Annotated in this window: 22 protein-coding genes; 15 read left to right on the top strand and 7 right to left on the bottom strand. The window is 72.8% G+C overall.

Annotated elements, in window-relative coordinates:
* Positions 1–1,323, bottom strand: a complete 1,323-nt coding sequence (locus ACFWGP_RS08695; RefSeq protein WP_376930674.1) for a nucleotide disphospho-sugar-binding domain-containing protein — start codon at positions 1,321–1,323, stop codon at positions 1–3.
* A 159-nt stretch (positions 1,324–1,482) separates the two neighbouring features.
* Here ACFWGP_RS08695 and ACFWGP_RS08690 point away from each other — a divergent pair, with 159 nt between their 5' ends.
* The 3 genes from ACFWGP_RS08690 to ACFWGP_RS08680 all read left to right on the top strand — a co-directional run bounded on the left by ACFWGP_RS08690 (position 1,483) and on the right by ACFWGP_RS08680 (position 4,171).
* On the top strand, positions 1,483–2,010 hold the full coding sequence (locus tag ACFWGP_RS08690) for a TetR/AcrR family transcriptional regulator (RefSeq protein ID WP_376930673.1): 528 nt from the start codon (positions 1,483–1,485) through the stop codon (positions 2,008–2,010).
* A gap of 68 nt (positions 2,011–2,078) precedes the next feature.
* Positions 2,079–2,852 (top strand): ABC transporter ATP-binding protein, encoded by a 774-nt coding sequence (locus ACFWGP_RS08685; RefSeq protein WP_231429647.1) that lies wholly within the window; start codon positions 2,079–2,081, stop codon positions 2,850–2,852.
* A complete protein-coding gene (locus tag ACFWGP_RS08680; protein WP_376930672.1) occupies positions 2,849–4,171 on the top strand; it encodes an FtsX-like permease family protein in 1,323 nt (440 codons plus the stop codon). Before ACFWGP_RS08685 ends, ACFWGP_RS08680 begins: the two co-directional genes overlap by 4 nt.
* A gap of 36 nt (positions 4,172–4,207) precedes the next feature.
* On the opposite strand, the gene ACFWGP_RS08675 is transcribed toward ACFWGP_RS08680, so the two are convergent.
* Entirely contained in the window at positions 4,208–4,396 is a 189-nt protein-coding gene (locus ACFWGP_RS08675; protein ID WP_231429649.1) for a hypothetical protein, read from the bottom strand.
* Positions 4,397–4,517: 121 nt separating this feature from the next.
* On the opposite strand from ACFWGP_RS08675, the gene ACFWGP_RS08670 reads away from it, so the two are divergent.
* The 10 genes from ACFWGP_RS08670 (at position 4,518) to ACFWGP_RS08625 (ending at position 13,533) form a co-directional block, all read left to right on the top strand.
* A complete protein-coding gene (locus ACFWGP_RS08670; RefSeq protein ID WP_231429650.1) occupies positions 4,518–4,850 on the top strand; it encodes a chorismate mutase in 333 nt (110 codons plus the stop codon).
* A gap of 13 nt (positions 4,851–4,863) precedes the next feature.
* Positions 4,864–5,784: an SDR family NAD(P)-dependent oxidoreductase gene (locus tag ACFWGP_RS08665; RefSeq protein ID WP_231429651.1), complete on the top strand. Its 921-nt coding sequence runs from the start codon at positions 4,864–4,866 to the stop codon at positions 5,782–5,784.
* Positions 5,781–5,984, top strand: coding sequence for a hypothetical protein (locus tag ACFWGP_RS08660; RefSeq protein ID WP_376930671.1), 204 nt, complete (start codon positions 5,781–5,783; stop codon positions 5,982–5,984). Before ACFWGP_RS08665 ends, ACFWGP_RS08660 begins: the two co-directional genes overlap by 4 nt.
* Positions 5,985–6,152: 168 nt before the next feature.
* Positions 6,153–7,088: a phosphate/phosphite/phosphonate ABC transporter substrate-binding protein gene (locus tag ACFWGP_RS08655; RefSeq protein ID WP_231429653.1), complete on the top strand. Its 936-nt coding sequence runs from the start codon at positions 6,153–6,155 to the stop codon at positions 7,086–7,088.
* Positions 7,089–7,129: 41 nt separating this feature from the next.
* Positions 7,130–7,972, top strand: coding sequence for a phosphonate ABC transporter ATP-binding protein (gene phnC / locus ACFWGP_RS08650; RefSeq protein WP_376930670.1), 843 nt, complete (start codon positions 7,130–7,132; stop codon positions 7,970–7,972).
* Positions 7,972–9,648, top strand: coding sequence for a phosphonate ABC transporter, permease protein PhnE (gene phnE, locus ACFWGP_RS08645; RefSeq protein ID WP_376930669.1), 1,677 nt, complete (start codon positions 7,972–7,974; stop codon positions 9,646–9,648). The genes phnC and phnE overlap by 1 nt, the downstream gene beginning before the upstream one ends.
* Positions 9,645–10,943 (top strand): TIGR03364 family FAD-dependent oxidoreductase, encoded by a 1,299-nt coding sequence (locus ACFWGP_RS08640; RefSeq protein ID WP_376930668.1) that lies wholly within the window; start codon positions 9,645–9,647, stop codon positions 10,941–10,943. The genes phnE and ACFWGP_RS08640 overlap by 4 nt, the downstream gene beginning before the upstream one ends.
* Positions 10,940–11,749: a phosphonatase-like hydrolase gene (locus ACFWGP_RS08635; protein WP_376930667.1), complete on the top strand. Its 810-nt coding sequence runs from the start codon at positions 10,940–10,942 to the stop codon at positions 11,747–11,749. Before ACFWGP_RS08640 ends, ACFWGP_RS08635 begins: the two co-directional genes overlap by 4 nt.
* A 9-nt stretch (positions 11,750–11,758) precedes the next feature.
* Positions 11,759–12,937, top strand: a complete 1,179-nt coding sequence (locus tag ACFWGP_RS08630; protein ID WP_231429658.1) for an alcohol dehydrogenase catalytic domain-containing protein — start codon at positions 11,759–11,761, stop codon at positions 12,935–12,937.
* Positions 12,938–12,990: 53 nt separating this feature from the next.
* Positions 12,991–13,533, top strand: coding sequence for a hypothetical protein (locus ACFWGP_RS08625; protein ID WP_231429659.1), 543 nt, complete (start codon positions 12,991–12,993; stop codon positions 13,531–13,533).
* A gap of 47 nt (positions 13,534–13,580) precedes the next feature.
* On the opposite strand, the gene ACFWGP_RS08620 is transcribed toward ACFWGP_RS08625, so the two are convergent.
* Complete coding sequence (locus ACFWGP_RS08620; RefSeq protein ID WP_231429660.1) at positions 13,581–14,171, bottom strand: dihydrofolate reductase family protein; 591 nt, start codon at positions 14,169–14,171, stop codon at positions 13,581–13,583.
* Positions 14,172–14,469: 298 nt separating this feature from the next.
* Here ACFWGP_RS08620 and erm point away from each other — a divergent pair, with 298 nt between their 5' ends.
* Complete coding sequence (gene erm / locus ACFWGP_RS08615; protein ID WP_231429661.1) at positions 14,470–15,252, top strand: 23S ribosomal RNA methyltransferase Erm; 783 nt, start codon at positions 14,470–14,472, stop codon at positions 15,250–15,252.
* Positions 15,253–15,270: 18 nt separating this feature from the next.
* Here the strand turns inward: erm and ACFWGP_RS08610 are convergent, their stop codons facing one another.
* From ACFWGP_RS08610 to ACFWGP_RS08595, 4 genes are all read right to left on the bottom strand, one after another.
* Positions 15,271–15,639 carry a hypothetical protein gene (locus ACFWGP_RS08610; protein ID WP_231429662.1) on the bottom strand — a complete coding sequence of 123 codons (369 nt, stop codon included), beginning with the start codon at positions 15,637–15,639 and terminating at the stop codon, positions 15,271–15,273.
* Entirely contained in the window at positions 15,626–16,144 is a 519-nt protein-coding gene (locus ACFWGP_RS08605; protein ID WP_231429663.1) for an NUDIX domain-containing protein, read from the bottom strand. Before ACFWGP_RS08605 ends, ACFWGP_RS08610 begins: the two co-directional genes overlap by 14 nt.
* Before the next feature lie 35 nt (positions 16,145–16,179).
* Positions 16,180–18,513 (bottom strand): phosphoribosylformylglycinamidine synthase subunit PurL, encoded by a 2,334-nt coding sequence (gene purL / locus ACFWGP_RS08600; protein WP_231429664.1) that lies wholly within the window; start codon positions 18,511–18,513, stop codon positions 16,180–16,182.
* Positions 18,514–18,690: 177 nt separating this feature from the next.
* Positions 18,691–19,995: a DUF222 domain-containing protein gene (locus tag ACFWGP_RS08595; protein WP_376930666.1), complete on the bottom strand. Its 1,305-nt coding sequence runs from the start codon at positions 19,993–19,995 to the stop codon at positions 18,691–18,693.
* Between ACFWGP_RS08595 and ACFWGP_RS08590 the strand changes: the two genes are divergently transcribed.
* Positions 19,995–20,306, top strand: coding sequence for a hypothetical protein (locus ACFWGP_RS08590; protein ID WP_275505201.1), 312 nt, complete (start codon positions 19,995–19,997; stop codon positions 20,304–20,306). The two genes, ACFWGP_RS08595 and ACFWGP_RS08590, sit on opposite strands and share 1 nt — an antisense overlap.
* Positions 20,307–20,334: the final 28 nt, after the last annotated feature.

Raw genomic sequence — 20,334 nt, 5'->3', positions numbered from 1 at the left:
TCACGGCTCGTCGAGCGAGGTGATCGCATCCTCAGGGCCGCGCCCGGCGGCGGCCGTCTCGGCGATCATGCGTTCGACTCCGGCCGCGCCGGGCGACGCCGCGATCTCGGCCGCGATGGTCTCCGCCTGCTCCCGGTACGACGGGGTCTGCAGCACGGTCTCCACCGCATCCGCGATCGACGACTCCCCGGGCAGGCCGGTGCGCAGGTTGATGCCGACACCGGACCACGCGATTCTCGCAGCGACGTCCTTCTTGTCCTCGGTGTCGCCGGCGACGACGAGGGGCACACCGCGTGCGAGCGCCGCATGGACGCCGCCATACCCGCCGTTGGTCACGAACACCGACGTTCTCGGCATCAGGGCGTCGTGCGGGATGAACTCGGCGGCACGGGCGTTCCGGGGCAGCGTACCGAGCGACTCGACCGGGAGCCCGCCCGTCGTCGCGACCACGAGCAGATCGCGGTCCGCGAGCGCCCGCAGGGTCGGGCCGAGCAGTTCTTCGGGATTCGTGTTCGCCAGCGTGCCCTGACTCACGTGGACGACGGTTCGACCGTCCAGGTCGCCCCACCAGGGCGGCAGCTCGCCTGCCCGGGCAGGAAGACCGAGCATCGGGCCGGTGAAGACCACGTTCGGCGGAAGGTCGTGGCGAGGGTATTCGAACCCGGGAACGGTGAACTGCGCGTATCGATCCGCGAAGCGCGCCGAGTCCATGAAGAACACGCCGGTGTCGAGCCCGATGACGTCGTGGCGGATGCGTTCCGCGACCCGTTGCGGGTGGCGCAGGAGCACCTTCTGGATCAGCGTGTACAGCAGCCGGTTGCGCGCCCGGCCCAACCAGTCGTCGCGCGGTTGCAGGCCGAGGAAGACCGGCGGAGCATCGGGGCTGGTGAAGCCGAGCACCGAGATGCCGCACATGATGACGGGTGGATGCGGCTTCGGGTCTCTGGCGAGGAGGGTCGCTCCGACGACCATGTTCTCCGCGATCACGGCGTCCACGGGCTCGGCGGCGATGGCGGAGCGGATGGCCCGGTACTGCCCTGGACCGGGCGCGAGGAACTCGACCTCCACGTCGCGCGCGAGCTGTCGCACGCCCCTGTTGCGACGGCCCTCGGCTTCGATGGTGCGCAGGTGTCCTTCGTGGTCGGCGCACGCGTCGCGCGGCCAGGGCACGAATTCCGCCCCTGCGCGCCGAATGCGCTCCGCGTACCGCTCGCCGGAGAGGAACCGCACGCGATGTCCGGCATCGGCGAGGTGTTGCGCGAGCGGAAGCATCGGTCCGGTGTGGCCGTCGAGGGCATGCGCCGCGAGCAGTATCGAGAACATGAGGCCTCCCGGAGAAGCGTCGATGTTCGGGTCGTTTGAATAGCGTACAATTGATTTGTGGCTCGTGCAAGAGAATCTGCTGCTCCGAAGCGGTCGTACCGGTCTCGGGTTCGAGAGGATGGGCTCGCCCGCACTCGCGAGGCCATCCTGGACGCCGTCATGGCGCTCAACGAGAAGAGCTTCGACGCGGTCACGCTTGCGGCCGCGGCCGAGCAGGCCGGCGTCTCCACCCAGACCGTCGTGAACCACTTCGGCTCGAAGAGCGGCTTGTTCGCCGCCGTCGCTCGGGAGCGGTTCCTGCCCTGGGTGGCAGGACTCCGCGGAGTCCCGCCGCACGGCGACATCGACGCCGCCGTGGCCGCGGTGTTCGCCGAGTACGAGGTGGCCGGGGCCGCGGTGATGCGCGGAATCGCCATCGCCGATCGGAATCCGCTCATCGCCGAAGGTCTCGAAGGCGGTGGCCGATACCACCGGGAGTGGGTCTGTCGCGCCTTCGCGGCTCAAATCGCCGCGGCCGCGGAGTCGGATCGCGAGGACACCGCCGAGCTCCTCGCGACGGCGCTCGACGTGCGCACCTGGAGCCTGCTGCGAGACGGCGGCCGAATCTCGGAAGATGTCGCTCAGGCGCGAATGCGCCGCCTGGTCCTCGGCGTGCTGCGGACCGTCGCAGATCATCCGGAGGGATGACGGGTCGGGCGCGAGATGCGACTCGCGCCCGACGCGCCCCCGCGGCCGTGCCGGGCAGGCTCGAGGGTATGAGTTCCTTCGTGCTCGAGGCATCCGGCCTCGTCAAGACCTACGGCCAGACCCGCGCCCTCGGGGGCGTCGACCTGCGCGTTCGCACGGGCGAGTCGCTCGCCATCATGGGCGCCTCGGGATCGGGCAAGACGACCCTGCTGCACTGCCTCGCGGGCATCGTGCCGGCCGACACCGGCTCGGTGTCGTTCCTCTCGGGCGCGGGACGCGTCGAGGTCACCGCGCTCGGCGAGCGCGAACGCTCGCGGCTGCGTCGCGAGGCGTTCGGCTTCGTGTTCCAGCAGGGCCTGCTGATCCCCGAGCTCACGGCGGTCGAGAACGTCGCGCTGGCCCTCATGCTGAACGGGATGCCTCGGGCCCGCGCCGAGGAGTACGGCCGGGGCTGGCTCGCCGCCCTCGGACTCGGCGGTCTCGAAGAGCGCCGCATCGGGCAGCTGTCGGGCGGACAGGCCCAGCGCGTGGCGATCGCGCGGGCGCAGGTGACCGGCGCGACCGTCGTCTTCGCCGATGAGCCGACCGGAGCGCTCGACTCGGCGACCTCCGCCGAGGTGATGCAGGCGCTCCTCGACTCGACGACCGGCCAGGGGCGCACCCTCGTGGTCGTCACCCACGATGCGGATGTCGCGGGGCGATGCTCGCGCATCGTCGACATGCGCGACGGGCGGATCGTCGGCGAGCGGGTGCCCGCCGGCGCCGCGGGCTCGGTTCCGCAGGCGGCGGCTGCGACCGGGGCGGATGCCTCGACCGGCGCCGCATCGGAGGTGCGGGCGTGATCGCGCGAGTCGCCTGGCTGTTCGCCCGCCCCGGCTCGGCGGGCGTCGCGACGCTCGCGCTGCCCGTCACGGCGTTCGCGATCGTGACGGGGCTGCTGCTCACCGTGCTCGGCGGCGCGCAGACGTTCTGGACGTGGACCGACGACATCGCCTTCACCTACCAGCTGCTCGCGGTCGTCGCGCTCGTGCTGCTCGTCGTGCCGCTCGCCTCGCTCGGCGGGGCGGCCGCACGGTTGTCGGCGCGCCGGCGCGACGACCGCCTCTCGACGCTGCGCCTGCTCGGCGCGACCCCCGCGACCGTGTCGGCCCTCGCCGTCGTCGAGTCGGCGGTGCTCGCGCTCGCCGGCGCGGTCGGCGGAGTGGTGCTCTACTTCCTGATCGTGCCGCTGCTCGCCCTCGTGCCGTTCCGCGGCGAGCCGCTCGGCATCGACGGCGTGCTGCTCGGGTGGCCCGTGCTCGCCGGTGTGACGGCCGGCATCGTCGCCCTCGCCGCGGTGAGCGCCGTGCTCGGCCTCCGCAGGGTGGTCATCTCGCCGCTCGGCGTGCGCACCAGGCAGGACGCGCCGAAGCTCTCGTGGCTGCGCTTCGCGATCGGCGCGGTCGTCGTGCTCGTCTCGTTCGGGCTCATGGGTGCGCTGCAGGTCGCGGGCTCGGCCATCGTGCTCATCGCCATCCTCGCCGCGGGCTTCGGCGGAACGCTCGCGGTGCTGAACCTCGTGGGGCCGTGGGTCATCCGGCTCGTGGCGAAGGGCCAGGCCAGGCGCGCCAAGCGCCCCGCGCAACTGCTCGCGGCACGCACCGTGCTCGAGTCGCCGAAGGCGGCCTGGCGCCAGGTGTCGGGCGTCGCGATGACGAGCTTCATGGCGGTCTTCGCCGGGGTCGGCCTCGCGATCGTCGACCTCGCGGGCGCCGGCGTCGACCGCGAGTCGCTCGAGCTGTTCGCCGACATCCGCACCGGCATCCTCATCACCGTGGTCGGGTCGTTCCTCATGGTCGCCTGCTCGGTGGGCGTCAACCAGGCGGCCGGCATCCTCGACCGGCGCGACCTGTATCGCTCGCTCGACATGCTCGGCATGCCGGAGGCGACGATGGACGCCGCCCGGCGGCGAGCCGTCATGTCGCCGCTGCGCATCACCGCGATCGGGTCGGCGCTGATCGCCGCCTTCGTCATGCTGCCGCTCACGGGCGCCGCGCTGATCGTGCAGCCGCTCGCGCTCGTCGTGATCGCCGCCGTGCTCGCGGCGGGCATCGGCGTGGTCTGGCTCGGCCTCGCCGCGACGCGGCCGATGCTCGCGCGCACCTCGGCCGCGGCATCCTGACCTGGTCCTGATCGCTCGGGCCGGTGGCCCGGGCGGTCAGGAGTTCAGGGCCGTGAACAGGTCGAAGACCATGAACGCCGGCCACAAGAGCCCTTGGAAGAACGCCCAGACGAACTCCCAGAACTCGTCGGCCTGGCCGAAGAAGTAGAACCACGCCCCGAAGATGCCGAGGCCGTAGATCGCGCCCCCGCCGACCACCGCACCGCTGCCGCTCCGATCACCCATCACGACCACCTCCACGCCCGACGCTACGCCTGCGGCACCCGGCTGCGCCATGTCCGGTTCCAACGACATCGTGCGTCCCGCGACTTCGCGCGACCCGACCGACGCGAAGTACGCTCGAAGCATGACTGACGATGCCGCATTCGACGACCGGGACGCCGCGATGAGCGAGCTGCTCGGCATCCGCTCGAGCATCGACAACATCGACGCGGCGCTCATCCACCTGCTGGCCGAGCGCTTCAAGTTCACGCAGCAGGTCGGCCGGCTGAAGGCGACCCACGGCCTGCCGCCGAGCGACCCCGCCCGCGAGCAGCGCCAGATCGCCCGCCTGCGGGCGCTCGCGATCGACGCGCACCTCGATCCGGCCTTCGCCGAGAAATGGTTCAACTTCGTCGTCGCCGAAGTGATCCAGCACCACGAGGAGCTCGCGAACGGCGGCGGCGAGCGCGACCTGTGATCGCGGGCGACCGGTGAACTGGTACCCGACCGCACTGCCGCCGCAGGCCGGCAGGCGGTACCTCGTCACGGGCGCGAACGCGGGCCTCGGCTTCTTCACCGCCGCACGCCTGGCCGGCGCCGGTGCGCACGTGCTCCTCGCCGGGCGCAGCCCCGAGCGCCTCGAGGCGGCCATGGCCGCGATCCGGACGGCGCGACCCGAGGCATCCGTCGAACCGCTCGTCGTCGACGTCGCCTCGCTCGCCTCGGTGCGCGTCGCCGCGCGACGGCTCGCGCACCGCCCGCCGCTCGACGGCGTCGTCGCGAACGCGGGCATGGTGCACACCCCGGGCGAACGACTGACCTCGCCCGACGGCAACGAGCTCGTGCTCGCGACGAACGTGCTCGGGCATTTCGCACTGCTCGCCGACCTCGTGCCGCACCTGGCCGACGGCGCCCGCATCGTCTCGCTGGGCTCGCTGTCGAGTCGGCTGTCGACCTTCCGCGTCGACGACCTGCAGCTCGAACGCGGCTACGACTTCTGGCGCGCCTACGCGCAGTCGAAGATCGCGACGCAGGTGTTCGCCTTCGAGCTCGACCGGCGGTTGCGCGCGGCCGGGCTGCCGATCTCGAGCCTCGTCGCGCACCCCGGCTACTCCATCAGCGGGCGCACGCCGCGCGTGCCCGGGGTCAACGAGCCGACCGCGGGCGCACGCTTCGCCGACGCCCTGCAGGCGGCGTGGGCGCAGGGCAAGCATCGCGGCGCGGAGATCACGCTGCACGCGCTCACCGCACCCGAGGCGCAGGGCGGGCAGTTCTGGGGGCCGCGCTACGCGGTGAAGGGCCCGCCGACCCTGCAGACGCCGACGCGCACCTCGACCGACGCCGCGATCGCGGCACGGTTCTGGACGTTCGCCGAAGGGGCGACGGGCACGACGTTCGCCCTCGGCGCATGAACGGCGACGGCGGCGCCCGCCCGCGCCCGCGGTTCTTCGCGAGGCCGCGGGTGCGCCTCGTCGTCTCGCGGGTGCTCGTCGCCGTCGGGCTCGTGCTCGGCGTCATCGGGGTCGTCTCGGGGCGGTACGGCTGGCTCTTCGCGGGCATCGTCGTCGTCGGCCTGGGCGCCGCGTCGGGCCCTTCGCGCCTGCGGCGCTGAGCCGGGGCATCCGCCGCCCACGACCTCCCGTCGCCGACCCGCCCCACCGGGTTCACCGGCCGGTAACCGCGGCGCCCCGTGCCGTTGGCGCCCGCTGCCTACCGTGAGGCATCGGAACACGCACCGCCTGCGCTCGAGATCCGGGCCGGGGTTCACGAAAGGTCTCCGATGCAACTCACCACCAAGAGCTGGACGGCCGTCGCAGCAGCGGCCCTCCTCACCGTCGGCCTCGCGGCCTGCACCTCGGCGAACGCCTCCGAGGGGTCGGGCGACGCGGCGTCGGGCTCGGGCGACGCGACGTTCGCGGTCGACGAGAACACGCTCGTCTTCGGCGTCGTGCCCGACTCGGTCGACACCGAGACGAACTACCAGCCGCTCATGGACTACATCGCCGCCGAGACCGGCAAGACCGTCGAGTACCACGAGTCGACCGACTACGCGGCACTCATCGAGGCCGCCGTCGCCGGCAAGATCGACGTCGCGAGCTTCTCGGGCTTCACCTACGTCACCGCGACCAACAACGGCGCCGCGATCACCCCGATCTCGTCGATCGTCACCGCGGAGGGCCAGGAGCCCGGCTACTACTCGCAGGCGATCGTGCCCAAGGGCTCGGACATCACCGACCTCGCCGGGTTCGCGGGCAAGAAGGTCTGCTTCGTCGACCCGTCGTCGACGTCGGGCTACCTCTTCCCGAGCTACAACCTGCTCGAGGAGGGCATCGACCCCGAGACCGACGTCACCCCGGTGTTCGCGGGCAAGCACGACGTCTCGGTCACGAAGACCGGCGAGGGCGTCGAGTGCGAGGCGGGCTTCGCCGAGGACAGCGAGGTCGCCAAGAGCGACAAGGTCGAGGTCATCGCCGAGACCATGGTGCCGGGCGCCCCGATCGTCGTCTCCGACACGCTCCCGGAGGAGCTGAAGTCGCAGCTCACCGACATCCTCGGCGAGGTCACGATCGACGACATCATCGCCTCGGGCGTCGAGTCGGCCGACAGCGACGCCTTCCGCAGCGTGTTCTACGCGACGGTGCCCGTCGACGACGAGTACTACGACACGATCCGCGACATCTGCGAGAAGACCGAAGCGGAGCAGTGCCAGGGCTGACGCCCGTCACCGATGCGCACGGACACGGAACGGACGAGGACATGAGCGAGACCGCCGTCACCGAGGGCAGCGCCCTCATCGAGGTCGATGGCCTCACCAAGCGGTTCGGCACCACGGTCGCACTGCGGGATGCCTCGCTGGAGGTCGCCCGCGGCGAGATCGTCGTGCTGCTCGGACTGTCGGGCTCGGGCAAGTCGACGCTGCTCAGGCACCTCGACGGCCTCGAGATCCCGACGTCCGGATCCGTGCGCGTGCTCGGCCGGGAGGTGCCGCGCCTGTCCGGCCGGCGCCTCCGGGCCCTGCGCAGCCGCATCGGCTTCGTCTTCCAGCAGTTCGAGCTCGTGCCCTCGCTGACCGTGCTCGAGAACGTGCTCACGGGCGCGCTCGCCGAGCTCCGCGGGCCGCGTCTCGGCCTCTGGAGCTACCCGAGGCGGCTGAAGCTCGCCGCCCTCGCCCACCTCGACCGGGTGGGCCTGCTCGACCGCGCCTACCAGCGCGCCGACACCCTGTCGGGCGGGCAGCAGCAGCGCGTCGCGATCGCGAGGGCGCTCATGCAGGATCCGGAGATCCTGCTCGCCGACGAGCCGGTCGCCTCGCTCGACCCCGAGTCGAGCGAGCAGGTCATGGCCCTCATCCGCGAGATCGCGATGGACGCGGGGCTCACCGTCGTCTGCAGCCTGCACCAGGTCGACCTCGCGCTCTCGTGGGGCGACCGCATCGTCGGGCTCCGCCACGGCGAGGTCGTGCTCGACACCCCGGCATCGGGGCTCACCAAGGCCGAGGTCATGGAGATCTACGGCCGGGTCGCGACCGCGACCGCCGAGCTCGAGGCGATCGAACGCGAGCTCGCGGATGTCGCGGCCGAGCCGGAGCCGGCCCGCTGATGACCGCGCTCCTCGCCTCCGGGCAACGTCCGGCCGAGGCATCCCCGCCGGGTTCGATCGCCGAGCGCGCACCGCGCCGCATCGTGTCGCCCGAGCGCGTCGCGGCCGCCCTGACGCTCGTCGCGATCGTCGGCATGGCCGTCGTCGCCGTCGCCCAGTCGGGCATCTCGATCACCGGCATGGTGGAGAGCTGGGACAACGCCGAGCGGTTCTTCGCCCGCGTCGGCCCGATCACCTTCCCCGAGCCGGCCGAGCTCGCATACCTCACCGCGCTCACCGTCGGGCTCGTGCTCTGCGGCACCCTGCTCGCCGCCGTGATCTCGGTGCCCGTCGCCTACCTCTCGGCGGCGAACACGACGCCCGGGCCCGGCTGGCGGGCGTTCGGGCGCTTCGTCGGCGTCTTCACCCGTGCCGTGCCCGACGTCGTGCTCGCGATGGTGTTCGTGCTGATGTTCTCGCTCGGCACGCTTCCCGGCATCCTCGCGATCGGCATCCACTCGATCGGCATGATCTCGAAGCTCTTCGCCGACGCCATCGAGCAGATCGACGAGGGGCCGAGGCTCGCCATCCGTGCGGCGGGCGGCTCGAGGTGGCAGGAGTTCACGAGCGGCATCCTGCCGCAGGTGCTGCCGTCGTGGGTCGCCACCGTGCTGCACCGCAACGACATCAACCTGCGCGGCTCGGTCGTGCTCGGCTACGTCGGCGTCGCCGGCCTCGGCCTCGAGATGTCGTTCGCGTTCAAGTCGCTGAACTACTCGCTCGGCATCGGCATCGCGATCGTCATGTTCGCGCTGTGCGTCGCGATGGAGGTCGTCTCGAGCGCGGTGCGCAAGGCGATGCTCACGGGCGGCCGCGCCTCGGGCGGGCCGCTTCGGGCGACCACTCCGGATGCCGCGCTCCGACGCCCCTGGACCGCGTCGCGGGTGCGCAGCACCGCGTGGGGGTGGATCGCCGCGGCCGTCGTCGTCGGCAGCATCCTCATCTGCGACATCCAGTGGGGCGACCTCGTCACGGTGTGGGCGAAGATGCCCGCGGTCGCCGTGCAGTTCTGGCCGCCCAGCTTCGGCAACTACGACGCCGCCACCATGTTCGGTGCGATGGGCCAGACGATCGGCATCGCGCTCGCCGCGACCCTGCTCGCCCTCGTCGTCTCGGTCGTCGTCGGCTCGCTCGCCGCCCGCAACGTCGCCCCGAACGGCACCGTCCGCACGTCGATGCGGTTCCTGCTCGTCGTGATCCGGGGCGTGCCCGAGGTGATCCTCGCGATCGTGCTGATCGTGATCACCGGACTCGGGGCGCAGGCCGGCACGCTCGCGCTCGCCTTCGGCGGCATCGGCCTCGCCGGCAAGCTCATCGCCGACTCGTTCGAGGAGGTGAAGGCGGGGCCCGAGCGGGCGCTCGCGGCCACCGGCGCCTCCCGCACGCAGGTGTACGCCTCGGCCACCCTGCCCCAGGGCACGCCGGCGCTCCTCGGCCACGGGTTCTACCTGCTCGACACGAACGTGCGCGCGGCGACGATCCTCGGCATCGTCGGCGGCGGCGGCATCGGCTACTACCTGCTCAATGCGGGCCAGGGCTCGAACTACCAGGCGGTCACCGCCATCGTGCTCATGCTGCTCGTGACCGTGCTCGTCGTCGAGGGCGTCGCGATGTGGATGCGGCGGGTGTTCCGATGACGCGCGGGACGGTGACCGGCGGGGCGGCGCAGGGCGTTCAGCGCGACGGCGCCGGGCGCGGCCGCGCGTTCGACGTCGCCGTCGTCGGGTCGGGGGTCGTCGGCCTCGGGGCCGCACTCGCCGCGCACCGGCGCGGGCAGCGCGTGGTCGTGATCGAGCGGGGCAGCGAGCCGACGGGCGCGTCGATCCGCAACTTCGGCCATCTCTGCTTCACGCCGCAGCACGGCCGCGCGCGCGAGTTCGCGCTCGCCTCGCGCGAGCTCTGGCTCGGGCTCGCGCGCGACGCGGGTGTCTGGGTGCGCGAATCGGGCACCCTCGTCGCCGCCCGGAGCGACGACGAGACGGCCGTGCTGGCCGAGCTCGCGGCACTCCGCGGTGACGAGGTCGAGCTGCTCGACGCCGCAGAGGCGGGGCGCCGCATGCCGGTCGCGCCCGGCGTGCTCGCCGGCGGGGCGTTCCTGCCGCACGACCTGCAGGCGAACCCGCGGCAGGCTCTGCGAGCGATCGCGGCGCACCTCGAGGCGGCGGGGGTCGAGTTCCGTCGACGCACCAACGTCGCCCGCGTGCGGGGCGCGGACTCCGTCGGCGGTGCCGCCCGAGTCGAGACCGGCCGGGGGCCGATCGACGCGGGCGAGGTCGTCGTGGCGGTCAACCACGACGTCGACCTGCTCTACCCCGAGCTCGCCGAGGCGCGCGGCATCGTGCGGTGCGGGCTCGACATGCTTCGGGTGTCCGCCGGCCTTCGTGCACCCCTCGCGGCACCGCTGCTCACGGGCTGGTCGCTCGTGCGGTACGGCGCCTTCGCGGCGACGGATGCCGCGACCCGCCTCCGTGCGCGCCTGCATGCCGAGCGACCCGATCTCGCCGCTCTCGACCTCAACCAGATGTACACGCAACTGCCCGACGGGTCGCTCATCGTCGGCGACACGCACTACCGCGGCGAGTCGATCGAGCCGTTCCAGGGCGAGGCGGCGTTCGAGGCGCTGCTCGAGGTGACGGCCGAGCTCTTCGGCACGGGTCGGCCGCGCGTCATCGAGCGCTGGCAGGGTGTCTACGCATCGGCACCGGACGAGTTCCTCGTCGAGCGCGTCGAGCCGGGCGTGCACCTCGTCGCCGCGACGACCGGCATCGGCATGACGTGCGGGCTCGGTCTCGCCGAGCACGTCGTCAGCCGTGCGCTCGACGGCGAGCCGGACGATGCCGGTGCACCGCTCGCCGCCGCGGCGACCCTGCCGAGCGCGCCGGCGCCGAGGCATCCCGCGACCCAGACCACCTCCCAGGAAGGCCGACCATGACCATCGAGACCCGTATCGAGACCGACGACGTCCGCGATCTCCGCGACGAGACCGACGACGAGCTCGCCGAGCTCGACGAGGCGGCGGAGCTCGCCGATCCCGACGACCTCGACGACGAGGACGGCGAGATCGAGCTCATCGTGCTCGACATGGCCGGCACGACCGTCGTCGACGACGGCATCGTCGAGCGGGCGTTCGTGCTCGCCGCCGAGCGCAGCGGCATCATCGCCGCGGGCGACGATCTCGACGAGGCGCTGCAGTACGTGCGCGACACGATGGGCCAGTCGAAGATCGAGGTCTTCCGCGTGCTCTCGGGCGGCGACGAGGACGCCGCCCAGCATGCGAACGCCGAGTTCGAGGGCGCCTACGCCGAACTCGTCGCGAGCGAGGGCGTCGCCGAGATCCCCGGCGCCGCGCGCGTGATCGAGCGGTTGCGGGACGCGGGCGCCTCCGTCGTGCTCACCACCGGGTTCTCGCCGGCGACCCGCGACGCCCTCCTCGACGCACTCGACTGGCACGGGCTCGCCGACCTCGCGCTCTCGCCCGTCGACGCGGGCCGCGGGCGCCCGCACCCCGACCTGCCGCTCACCGCGCTGCTGCGCACCGCGACGAGCGCGGTCGACGCGATGGTCGTCGTCGGTGACACCGTGAGCGACATCGAGTCGGGTGTCGCCGCAGGGGCCGGGCTCGTCGTCGGGGTGCTGAGCGGGGCGCACGACCGGAACTCGCTCGAAGCAGCCGGCGCCGACGCGGTCATCGCCAGCGTCGCCGAACTGCCGGCGCTGCTCGGCCTGCACGGCGAGTAGGGCGGACGGGTGCACACCGTCGTGCGGGCCGCGGGGCCCGACCTGCTGCTACGACCCGCTCCGGTCGCGATGGTCTGGTACGAACCGGGCCGACCGCACGAGGCGCTCGCGGCCCCCGGCGTACGGCTCTCGCAGGGCGAGGCGCTCGTCGAGGTCGAACTCGCGACCGTCTGCGGCTCCGACGTGCACACGGTGCGCGGCGACCGGCCCGCACCCGCGCCGCTCGTGCTCGGACACGAGCAGGTCGGCCGGGTCGTCGCGGTCGGCGACGGCGCCGTGCGCGCCGACGGCTCGGCGCTCGAGCTCGGCGACCGGGTCGTCTGGTCGGTCGCGGTGAGCTGCGGCGACTGCGACCGCTGCCGGCGCGGACTCGAGCAGAAGTGCCGATCGCTCGCCAAGTACGGGCATGAGAAGGTGCATCGCGGATGGGAGCTCTCGGGCGGCTTCGCGACCCACGTGCAGCTCAGGGCGGGCACCGCCGTCGTGCGGGTGGGCGAGCAGGTGCCGGCACTCGTCGCCGCACCGGCCTCGTGCGCGACCGCGACCGCGGTCGCGGCGCTCGACGCGGCCGCCGAGCGCGTGCCGCTCGCGGGAGCGGCCGTGCTCGTCACGGGCGGCGGCATGATCGGGCTCAGCGTCGCGGCGATCGCACGCGAGGCGGGCGCCGAGGTCGTCGTCTCCGAACCGGATGCCTCGCGGCGGGCGCTCGCGCGACGGCTCGGGGCGATCGCGGTCGACCCGGGAGCCGCCCGCGGCGCGGAGGAGCACCTCGATTCCGTGCTCGAGCGGCTCGCCGCCCGAGGCATCCCCGAGTTGCTCGTCGCGATCGAAGCCTCCGGGGCGCCGCCCGCCGTGCTGGGCGCCATCGGCGCCGTGGGCGTCGGCGGTGTCGTGGTGCTCGTCGGCAGCGTGTCGCCCGGTACCGAGCTGCGGCTCGACCCGGAGCGGCTGGTGCGCGGGCTCGTCACGATCACGGGGGTGCACAACTACACGGGCGCGCAGCTCGAGCGGGCCGTGGCCTTTCTCGAGCGGTCGTGGATGTCGCTGCCGCTCGACGAGCTCGTGGGCATCACCCACGGGCTCGAGGAGCTCGACGTGGCGCTCGCCGAGGCGTCGACGGGGGAGTACGTGCGGGTCGGCGTCGCACCCGGACGTCGCGTCGTGCCCCACCCCGCCGAGCGCGCCTGAGCGGCGGGCGCGGCCGACTACCGTTCGCGGCGCGGGCGCGGCAGCATTGAGCCATGACGGATGCCACGGAGCGGGAGCTCGCCGGCGCCGCGGTCGCACGACTGCGCCGCGACCTCGAGGCCGCGTCGGCCCGGCTCGCCGAGGCGGGGGCGCGGACCGAGGTGCTCGCGGAGCTCGTCGAGCCGCGGCGGGTGCTCGGGGTCGCGCGGGCACCGCGGATGGCGCAGCTCGGCCGCGTGTGGCGGCTCGGAGTGCTGCTCGTCGCGCCCGACGGATCGGCGTACGCCACTGGGCACGTCGTGCGGGCCGAGCTGCCCGCGCGGCGCAGCGTCCTCGCCGACAGTGTCGCCGAGCACCGTGGATGGCAGGCCGCGGCGGTCAAGGGCGGCATCACCCCGGGGGAGACCGTCGACTTCGATGCCGCAGCCGTCGACCTCGACGCGCTCGCGCGCGAGGGGGCGGCCGGGCCGCTGGTGCTGCGGGGCGACACCGCCTTCGTGCGCTGGAACCCGACGCAGCCCGACGCGCTCGCCGACGCCGCGAGCTACCTCGCCGATCGTGTGGAGCTGCTGGCGTCGCCGCCGACGGGTACCTGAGCGATCGGCGGAAGAAATCACGCCGGAGCGAGACCGAAGGGGTGCGCTCAGATCGAACGACGTCGCACCGGAAAGCGCAGGTGCAGCACCCGGTCGCCCTGGATCACCGCATCCGGATCCTCCAACAGCTGCTGCGCGTCGACCGACCCGAAGTACCGCTTGCCTGATCCGAACACGACGGGTGCGACGTCCATTCGCACCTCGTCGACCAGGCCTGCGGCGAGCGCCTGGCCGCCGACGTCGCCGGCGGCGACCTCGACGATGCGGTCACCCGCGAGCCGCTGGGCCTCGGCGACGGCGGCCTCGACGCCGTCGACGAAGTGGAACGGCGCCTCGGCGTCCCAGCCCTCGGGCGCCGGCCGGTGGGTCACGACGACCACGTGTTCGATTCCACTCGGGGGCTGCCCGCCCCAGCCGTCGGTCAGGTCGAAGACGCGGCGGCCGGCGACCGTCGTGCCGACCTGGTCCCAGTACGGCCGGGTGTAGTCGAAGGAGATCTGCGACACCTTCAGCACGCCGCTCTCGTCCAACGGGACGTCGCCGTTGGTCAACCAGTCGAACAGGGGACCCGGCTGGTCGTCGTCGTCCGCGATGAAGCCGTCGACCGAGACCGAGCCGTACATGACCACCTTGCCCATTGGGCGCTCCTCTGCGACGCACCGTGACGAGGTCGTCGGGTTCACGGTAGTCCGCGCCGCCCGCTCCCCGCCAGCCCCGCGTCGTCGGCGCGCTCGGGCATTGGCCGTGGGGCGGGAGCCGCTGCTAGGCTGCTCGACCGTGTCCTGCATGTTCTCCACGATGGTGATTCGGCCCCGCACCGCCTGAGGCGGAGCGTCGACCGATTTCCGAGACCCTTCGCCTCAGCCAGCCAAGTGACCCTGGCCGGCGCACCTTCGTCGTGCCCGGCCGCTCGGATCTCTCGCCAGCGGAGCTGCAGTGCACACCCCTCGATCGTCATCTCATTCATCACGTCGTTCGTCGGGCGGGACACCGTCTCGTCCGTCGCGCCGTCCATCCGGCGACACCGCGCCGGTCGGCGGCCGGCACGAACTCGGCCAGAACTTCCTCGTCGACCGGCAGGTCGTCGGCCGGATCGTCGCGCTCGTCGCGGCGACTCACGGACCCATCGTCGAACTCGGCGCCGGCGGCGGTGCGCTCACGCACCGGCTCGCAGCGCTCGATCGCCCGCTGACGGCGATCGAGATCGATCCCGCGCGGGCCGAGGCGCTGCGGGTGCGCCTCGGCCGCCGCGCCCGCATCGTCACCGCCGACGCCCTCGACTGGCGCTACCCCGCCGAGCCGCACGTCGTCGTCGGCAACATCCCATTCCACGTCACGACGGCGATGCTGCGGATGCTGCTCGCCCGGCATCGCTGGACCGAGGCCGTGCTGCTGACGCAGTGGGAGGCAGCCCGTCGCCGGTGCGGCGTCGGCGGTACGAGCCAGCTGACCGTGCAGTGGGCGCCGTGGTACGAGTTCGACCTCGACGGGCGAGTGCCGCGCGCGGCGTTCCGGCCGGCGCCCTCGGTCGACGGCGGCCTGTTCACGATCCGCCGGCGCCGGCGGCCGCTCGTGCCGGTCGCCCGCCGGCGTGACTACCAGGCGTGGGTCGCCGACGTCTTCGGCGGCCGGACCCGCGCGCTCGGACGCCGACGGCCGAGGGATCTGGGGCCGGAAGAGTGGGTCGGCATGTGGGCGGGGCCACGTGGTGGACGATGAGCCGCCGAGGTCGGGGTGCTAGGCCCTGGGGGCGTCGGATGGACGATCGGGATCCCCGGCCGCGCCGGAGGCATCCTCATCGTTCGCCGTGGGGCTGCTGCCGGTGCCGGTGCCGGTGCCGGGGTCGCCCGAGTCGCCGCGCTCGCCGCCCTGCTGGCTCTGCTCCTGGATCGTGCGCATCATCGAGTCGCGCAGGCCCTCCTGGCCGGTGTGCAGCTCCTGGTACTTCTCGCCGGCGCCTGCGAACGGGCCGAAGGCCTCGCGCATCCGCTGCCCGCGCGGCGCCTTCACGGCGCGCATGATCACGCCGACGAGGATGATGACCGCGAAGAGCGCGATCGCGCCGCCTGCCACGATGCCCATGAAGGCGAGGTCACTGCCCTGCATTCGAGGCCTCCGTGAAGCCGAAGAGGCTGACCGGCGCGAGCCGTCCGTCGCGCAGCGCCTCGAGCACCTGGCGCTCGTGCGGCACGACGGGCTCGGGCAGCGCGTCGAGCGCGAACCACTCGAGGGCGGCGGCCTTCTGCGCCTCGATGATGCGGGCCTCGCCCGACCACTCGCGCACCTGGAAGAACACGTCGAAGCGCTGCTCGATCGGTCGCCCGGAGCCGTCGGTGCGGTGCATGAGCGTCAGCAGTTCGAGCGCGTCGGGCGCGACCTCGACGCCGAGCTCCTCGAGCGCCTCGCGGGCGGCGCCCGCGGGCAGCGACTCGCCCGCCTCGACGTGGCCGGCCGCGCCGAACGCCCAGTGCTCGTCGTAGTAGCCCGTGCCGCGGCGCAGCTGCAGCAGCACCTCGTCGCCGCGGCGGAGCAGCACGTACGCGGCGGGCACGACCGTGAACCTGCCGTGGGTCGACGCGTACGCGTCGGTGTAGTGCTCGGTCTCGGTCATGGGGTCTCGATTCGCATCGCCGCTCGACGACCGGCTCAGTAGCCGACGACCGGCCCGAACGCGTCGGCGAGCGGGGCGCGGTTGACGCCGCGCAGCTCGTCGATCGAGACGGTGAACGCGTCCTGCACCTCGAGCGACTGCGATGCGGCGTCGGTCACGCCGATGCGGCGCACCGGATAGCCGCGACCCTCGCAGAGCCCGCGGAACTTCACGTCGTCCTCCCGGGGGACGGTCACGATGACACGGCCCGCCGACTCGCTGAACAGCGCGGTCGCGAGATCGATGCCGGCGTCGCCCGTGACCTCGCCGAGGAACACGCGGGCGCCGACGCCGAAGCGCGAGACCGCCTCGGCGAGGGCGATCGCGAGGCCGCCGTCGGAGAGGTCGTGCGCCGAGTCGATGAGGCCCTCGATCGTGGCCGCCGAGAGCAGCTCGGCGAGCGCCTTCTCACCGGCGAGGTCGACCGCCGGCGGGCGGCCGCCGAGGTGGCCGTGCACGACGTCGGCCCAGGCCGAACCGTCGAGCTCGGCCGTCGTGTCGCCGAGGAGGTAGATGTTGTGGCCGTCGTCCTGCCAGCCCGACGGGATGCGCCGGGCGACGTCATCGATCACGCCGAGCACGGCGATCACGGGCGTCGGGTGGATCGGCACGTCGCCGGTCTGGTTGTAGAAGCTCACGTTGCCGCCGGTGACGGGGATGCCGAGCTCGAGGCAGGCGTCGCTCAGGCCCTCGACGGTCTCGGAGAACTGCCACATGACCTCGGGGTTCTCGGGCGAGCCGAAGTTCAGGCAGTCGCTCACGCCCATCGGCTTCGCGCCGGTCACGGCGACGTTGCGGTAGGCCTCGGCCAGGGCGAGCTTCGCGCCCTGGCGCGGGTCGAGCTGCGAGTAGCGGCCGTTCGCGTCGGTCGCGACCGAGACGCCGAGGCCCGACTCCTCGTCGACGCGCACCATGCCGGCGTCGTCGGGGTGGCTGAGCGCGGTGTTGCCGAGCACGTACTTGTCGTACTGGTTGGTCACCCACGCGGCATCCGCCTGGTTGGCCGAGCCGACGAGCTTCAGGAACTGCTCGCGGATCTCGTCGGGAGTGGCCGGGCGGTCGAGCTTCGCGGCGGTGTCGGCCTGCAGGGCGTCGATCCACGACGGGTAGGCGACGGGGCGCTCGTAGACGGGGCCGTCGACGGCGACGGTGCGCGGGTCGACGTTCACGATCTCCTGGCCGTGCCACATGATGCTGAGGCGCCCGGTGTCGGTGACCTCGCCGAGCACGCTCGTCTCGACGTCCCACTTCTCGACGACCTTCAGGAAGCCCTCGAGCTTCTCGGGCTTCACGATCGCCATCATGCGCTCCTGGCTCTCGCTCATGAGGATCTCTTCAGGCGTGAGCGTGGGGTCGCGCAGCAGCACGTCGTCGAGCACGATCGCCATGCCGCCGTCGCCGTTGGAGGCGAGCTCGCTCGTCGCGCACGAGATGCCGGCCGCGCCCAGGTCTTGAATACCCTCGACGAGGTCGTTCTGGAACAGCTCGAGGCAGCACTCGATGAGCACCTTCTCGGCGAACGGGTCGCCGACCTGCACGGCCGGACGCTTGGTGGGGCCGCCCTCGGCGAAGGTGTCGGAGGCGAGGATCGACGCGCCGCCGATGCCGTCGCCGCCGGTGCGGGCGCCGAAGAGCACGACCTTGTTGCCCGCGCCCTTCGCGTTGGCGAGGTGCAGGTCTTCGTGGCGCAGCACGCCGACCGCGAGTGCGTTGACGAGCGGGTTCGCCTGGTAGGTCGAGTCGAACCAGGTCTCGCCGCCGATGTTCGGCAGGCCGAGGCAGTTGCCGTAGAAGCTGATGCCGCTCACCACGCCGTGCACCACGCGCGCGGTGTCGGGGTGCGAGATGTCGCCGAAGCGCAGCGCGTCCATGACGGCCACCGGGCGGGCGCCCATCGAGATGATGTCGCGCACGATGCCGCCGACGCCGGTCGCGGCGCCCTGGAACGGCTCGATGTAGCTCGGGTGGTTGTGCGACTCGATCTTGAAGGTGACGGCCCAGCCCTCGCCGATGTCGAGCACGCCGGCGTTCTCGCCCATGCCCACCATCAGGTGCTGCTTCATCTCGGGCGTGACCTTCTTGCCGAACTGGCGCAGGTAGATCTTCGACGACTTGTACGAGCAGTGCTCGCTCCACATGACCGAGTACATCGCGAGCTCGGCGCTCGTCGGGCGGCGGCCGAGGATGTTGCGGATGCGCTCGTACTCGTCGGGCTTCAGGCCCAGGGCGGCGTACGGCTGCTCCTTCTCGGGCGTCGCGGTCGCGACCTCGACGGTGTCGAGCACCGGCGTCGAGGGTGCAGCGATGGTGGTGGGGGTTTCGGTGGTCACGAGTGGCGAGCTCCAGAGAACGGCGGCGTGGCGGATGCCGCGGGGCGGATGCCTGACCCCAGCAGTCTACCGGCCGTGCTCAGGTGAGCAGGCCGCTCGCGGGCGGGGGTTCGGACCGTGCGACGTGGCGCGCTCGGGTGGCGCTACGCGCTGCCCCCGGCTGGGCCGGGGGAGCGTTCAGGCGGCGTCGGCGAGCGGTTCGGGCCCGATGCGACCCCGCCCCGGGTCGGGTGGCCGGTTCGCGGGATGCCCCGGGCCGACATCGCCGGGTCGCGGTCGCTGCTCGGGGTCGAGGTGCACGGGCGGCACGAACCAGCTGCGGTGATCGCGGATGACGACGAGCCATCCGTCGTCGTGCACGCGGTGGTGGTGGAACGCGCACAGCATGACGCCGTTGTCGAGGTCGGTCGGGCCGGCGTCGCGCTTCCACCAGGCGATGTGGTGGGCGTCGGCGTGCGATGGCGGGCGGGTGCAGCCGGGCCAGGCGCAGCCGCCGTCGCGCTCGACGAGGGCGATCTTCTGCGCGGCCGAGAACAGGCGGGCGGATCGGCCGAACTCGAGCACCTGGTGGCCGTCGCCGATGAGCATCGGGGCGATGCCGGCCGATGCGGCGAGTTCGTGCAGCGTCGCGATCGACACCGGCTGGTCGATGCCGTCGATCGTCGCGAACCCGTGGCCGGCGGCGAGGTCGGTCGCGTTCACCCGGGCGACGATCGTGACCGCTCGCAGCGCGGGCGGTGCCGACGTCGCGGTGAGCGAGAGCCGCGCGATGTCGGCGAGGGCGTCGGCGTTCAGCTGCTGGATCGTGCGCTCTTCGGCCGTGATCGGGTCGACGCCCTCGCCGCCGCCGCACTCGTCTGCGGCGGCGCCGAACGGACGCTTCGCGTCGCGCGCTCGCCGCAGTTCGGCCTTCACGAGGGTCTCGATCGCGAGCTTGATCGGGGCGCCGGTGGCGGGGTCGAACGCACCCTTGAGGTTGATCATGCCCGCGGCGTCCTCCCAGACGGAGAGGCCTCGACGGGCTCGCAACTCGTCTTCTCGGGGCTTCACGCCGTCGGGGTCGAGGTGCGCCTCGAGCTGCTTGACCAGCCGCGCGAGGCCGTCGACGCCGACCGCGGGGGCCCGATCGACGAGGAATCGCTCGGCGTCGTCGAGCTCGGCCCGGTCGGCGCGCGGACCGACCCCGTCGAGGAACCGGCGGATCACCTCGGCCGCGGCCACCGCGAGCACGCCGGCGTGGAGCGCGGCGGCCACGTGCGGGTGCCGAGGCGGCCGTGCCTCACCCGTGAACGACGCACGCTCACCGGTCGCCCGGCCGACCGCGACGAGGCGTGCGGCATCGGCGTATCGGCCGCCGGTCGCCTGGGCGATCAGCCGCGACCCACTCGATGAGACGGCCGGGTGCGGGGTGCTGCGCCGGGGTGGCAGGGTCGAGACCGACCTGCCAGAGTGAGGGCACGAAACGCGGCAGAGGAGGCGCAATGGGCGACGGCGACGATCGGATGCCTCGGGCGACGATGTGGTGGGGCATCGCCCTGCTGTTCGGCGGAGGAGCGCTCATCGTGCTCGCCCCCACGATCGTGAACGTGCTCGTGACGCCGAACACCGAGTCGTGGGCGGCGGTCTACGAGCTCATCGTCACGATCGTCTCGGTCCTCCAGGCGACGATCCCCCCGCTCGGCGCCTCGCTCATCGCGGCCGCACTCGTCATGCGCCACCTCGACCGACGGCTCGGCCGAGGCACGCGCGACGAGCGCCCGAAGCGCTGGTACTTCCCTCCCTCGGCGGAGTGACGATCCGCGCGGCGCCGGCCGGAGGCAT

It is taken from the genome of Agromyces sp. NPDC127015 (genome assembly GCF_042725165.1).
GTDB lineage: Bacteria > Actinomycetota > Actinomycetes > Actinomycetales > Microbacteriaceae > Agromyces > Agromyces chromiiresistens.
This window is presented reverse-complemented; position numbering and strand designations above follow the sequence as displayed.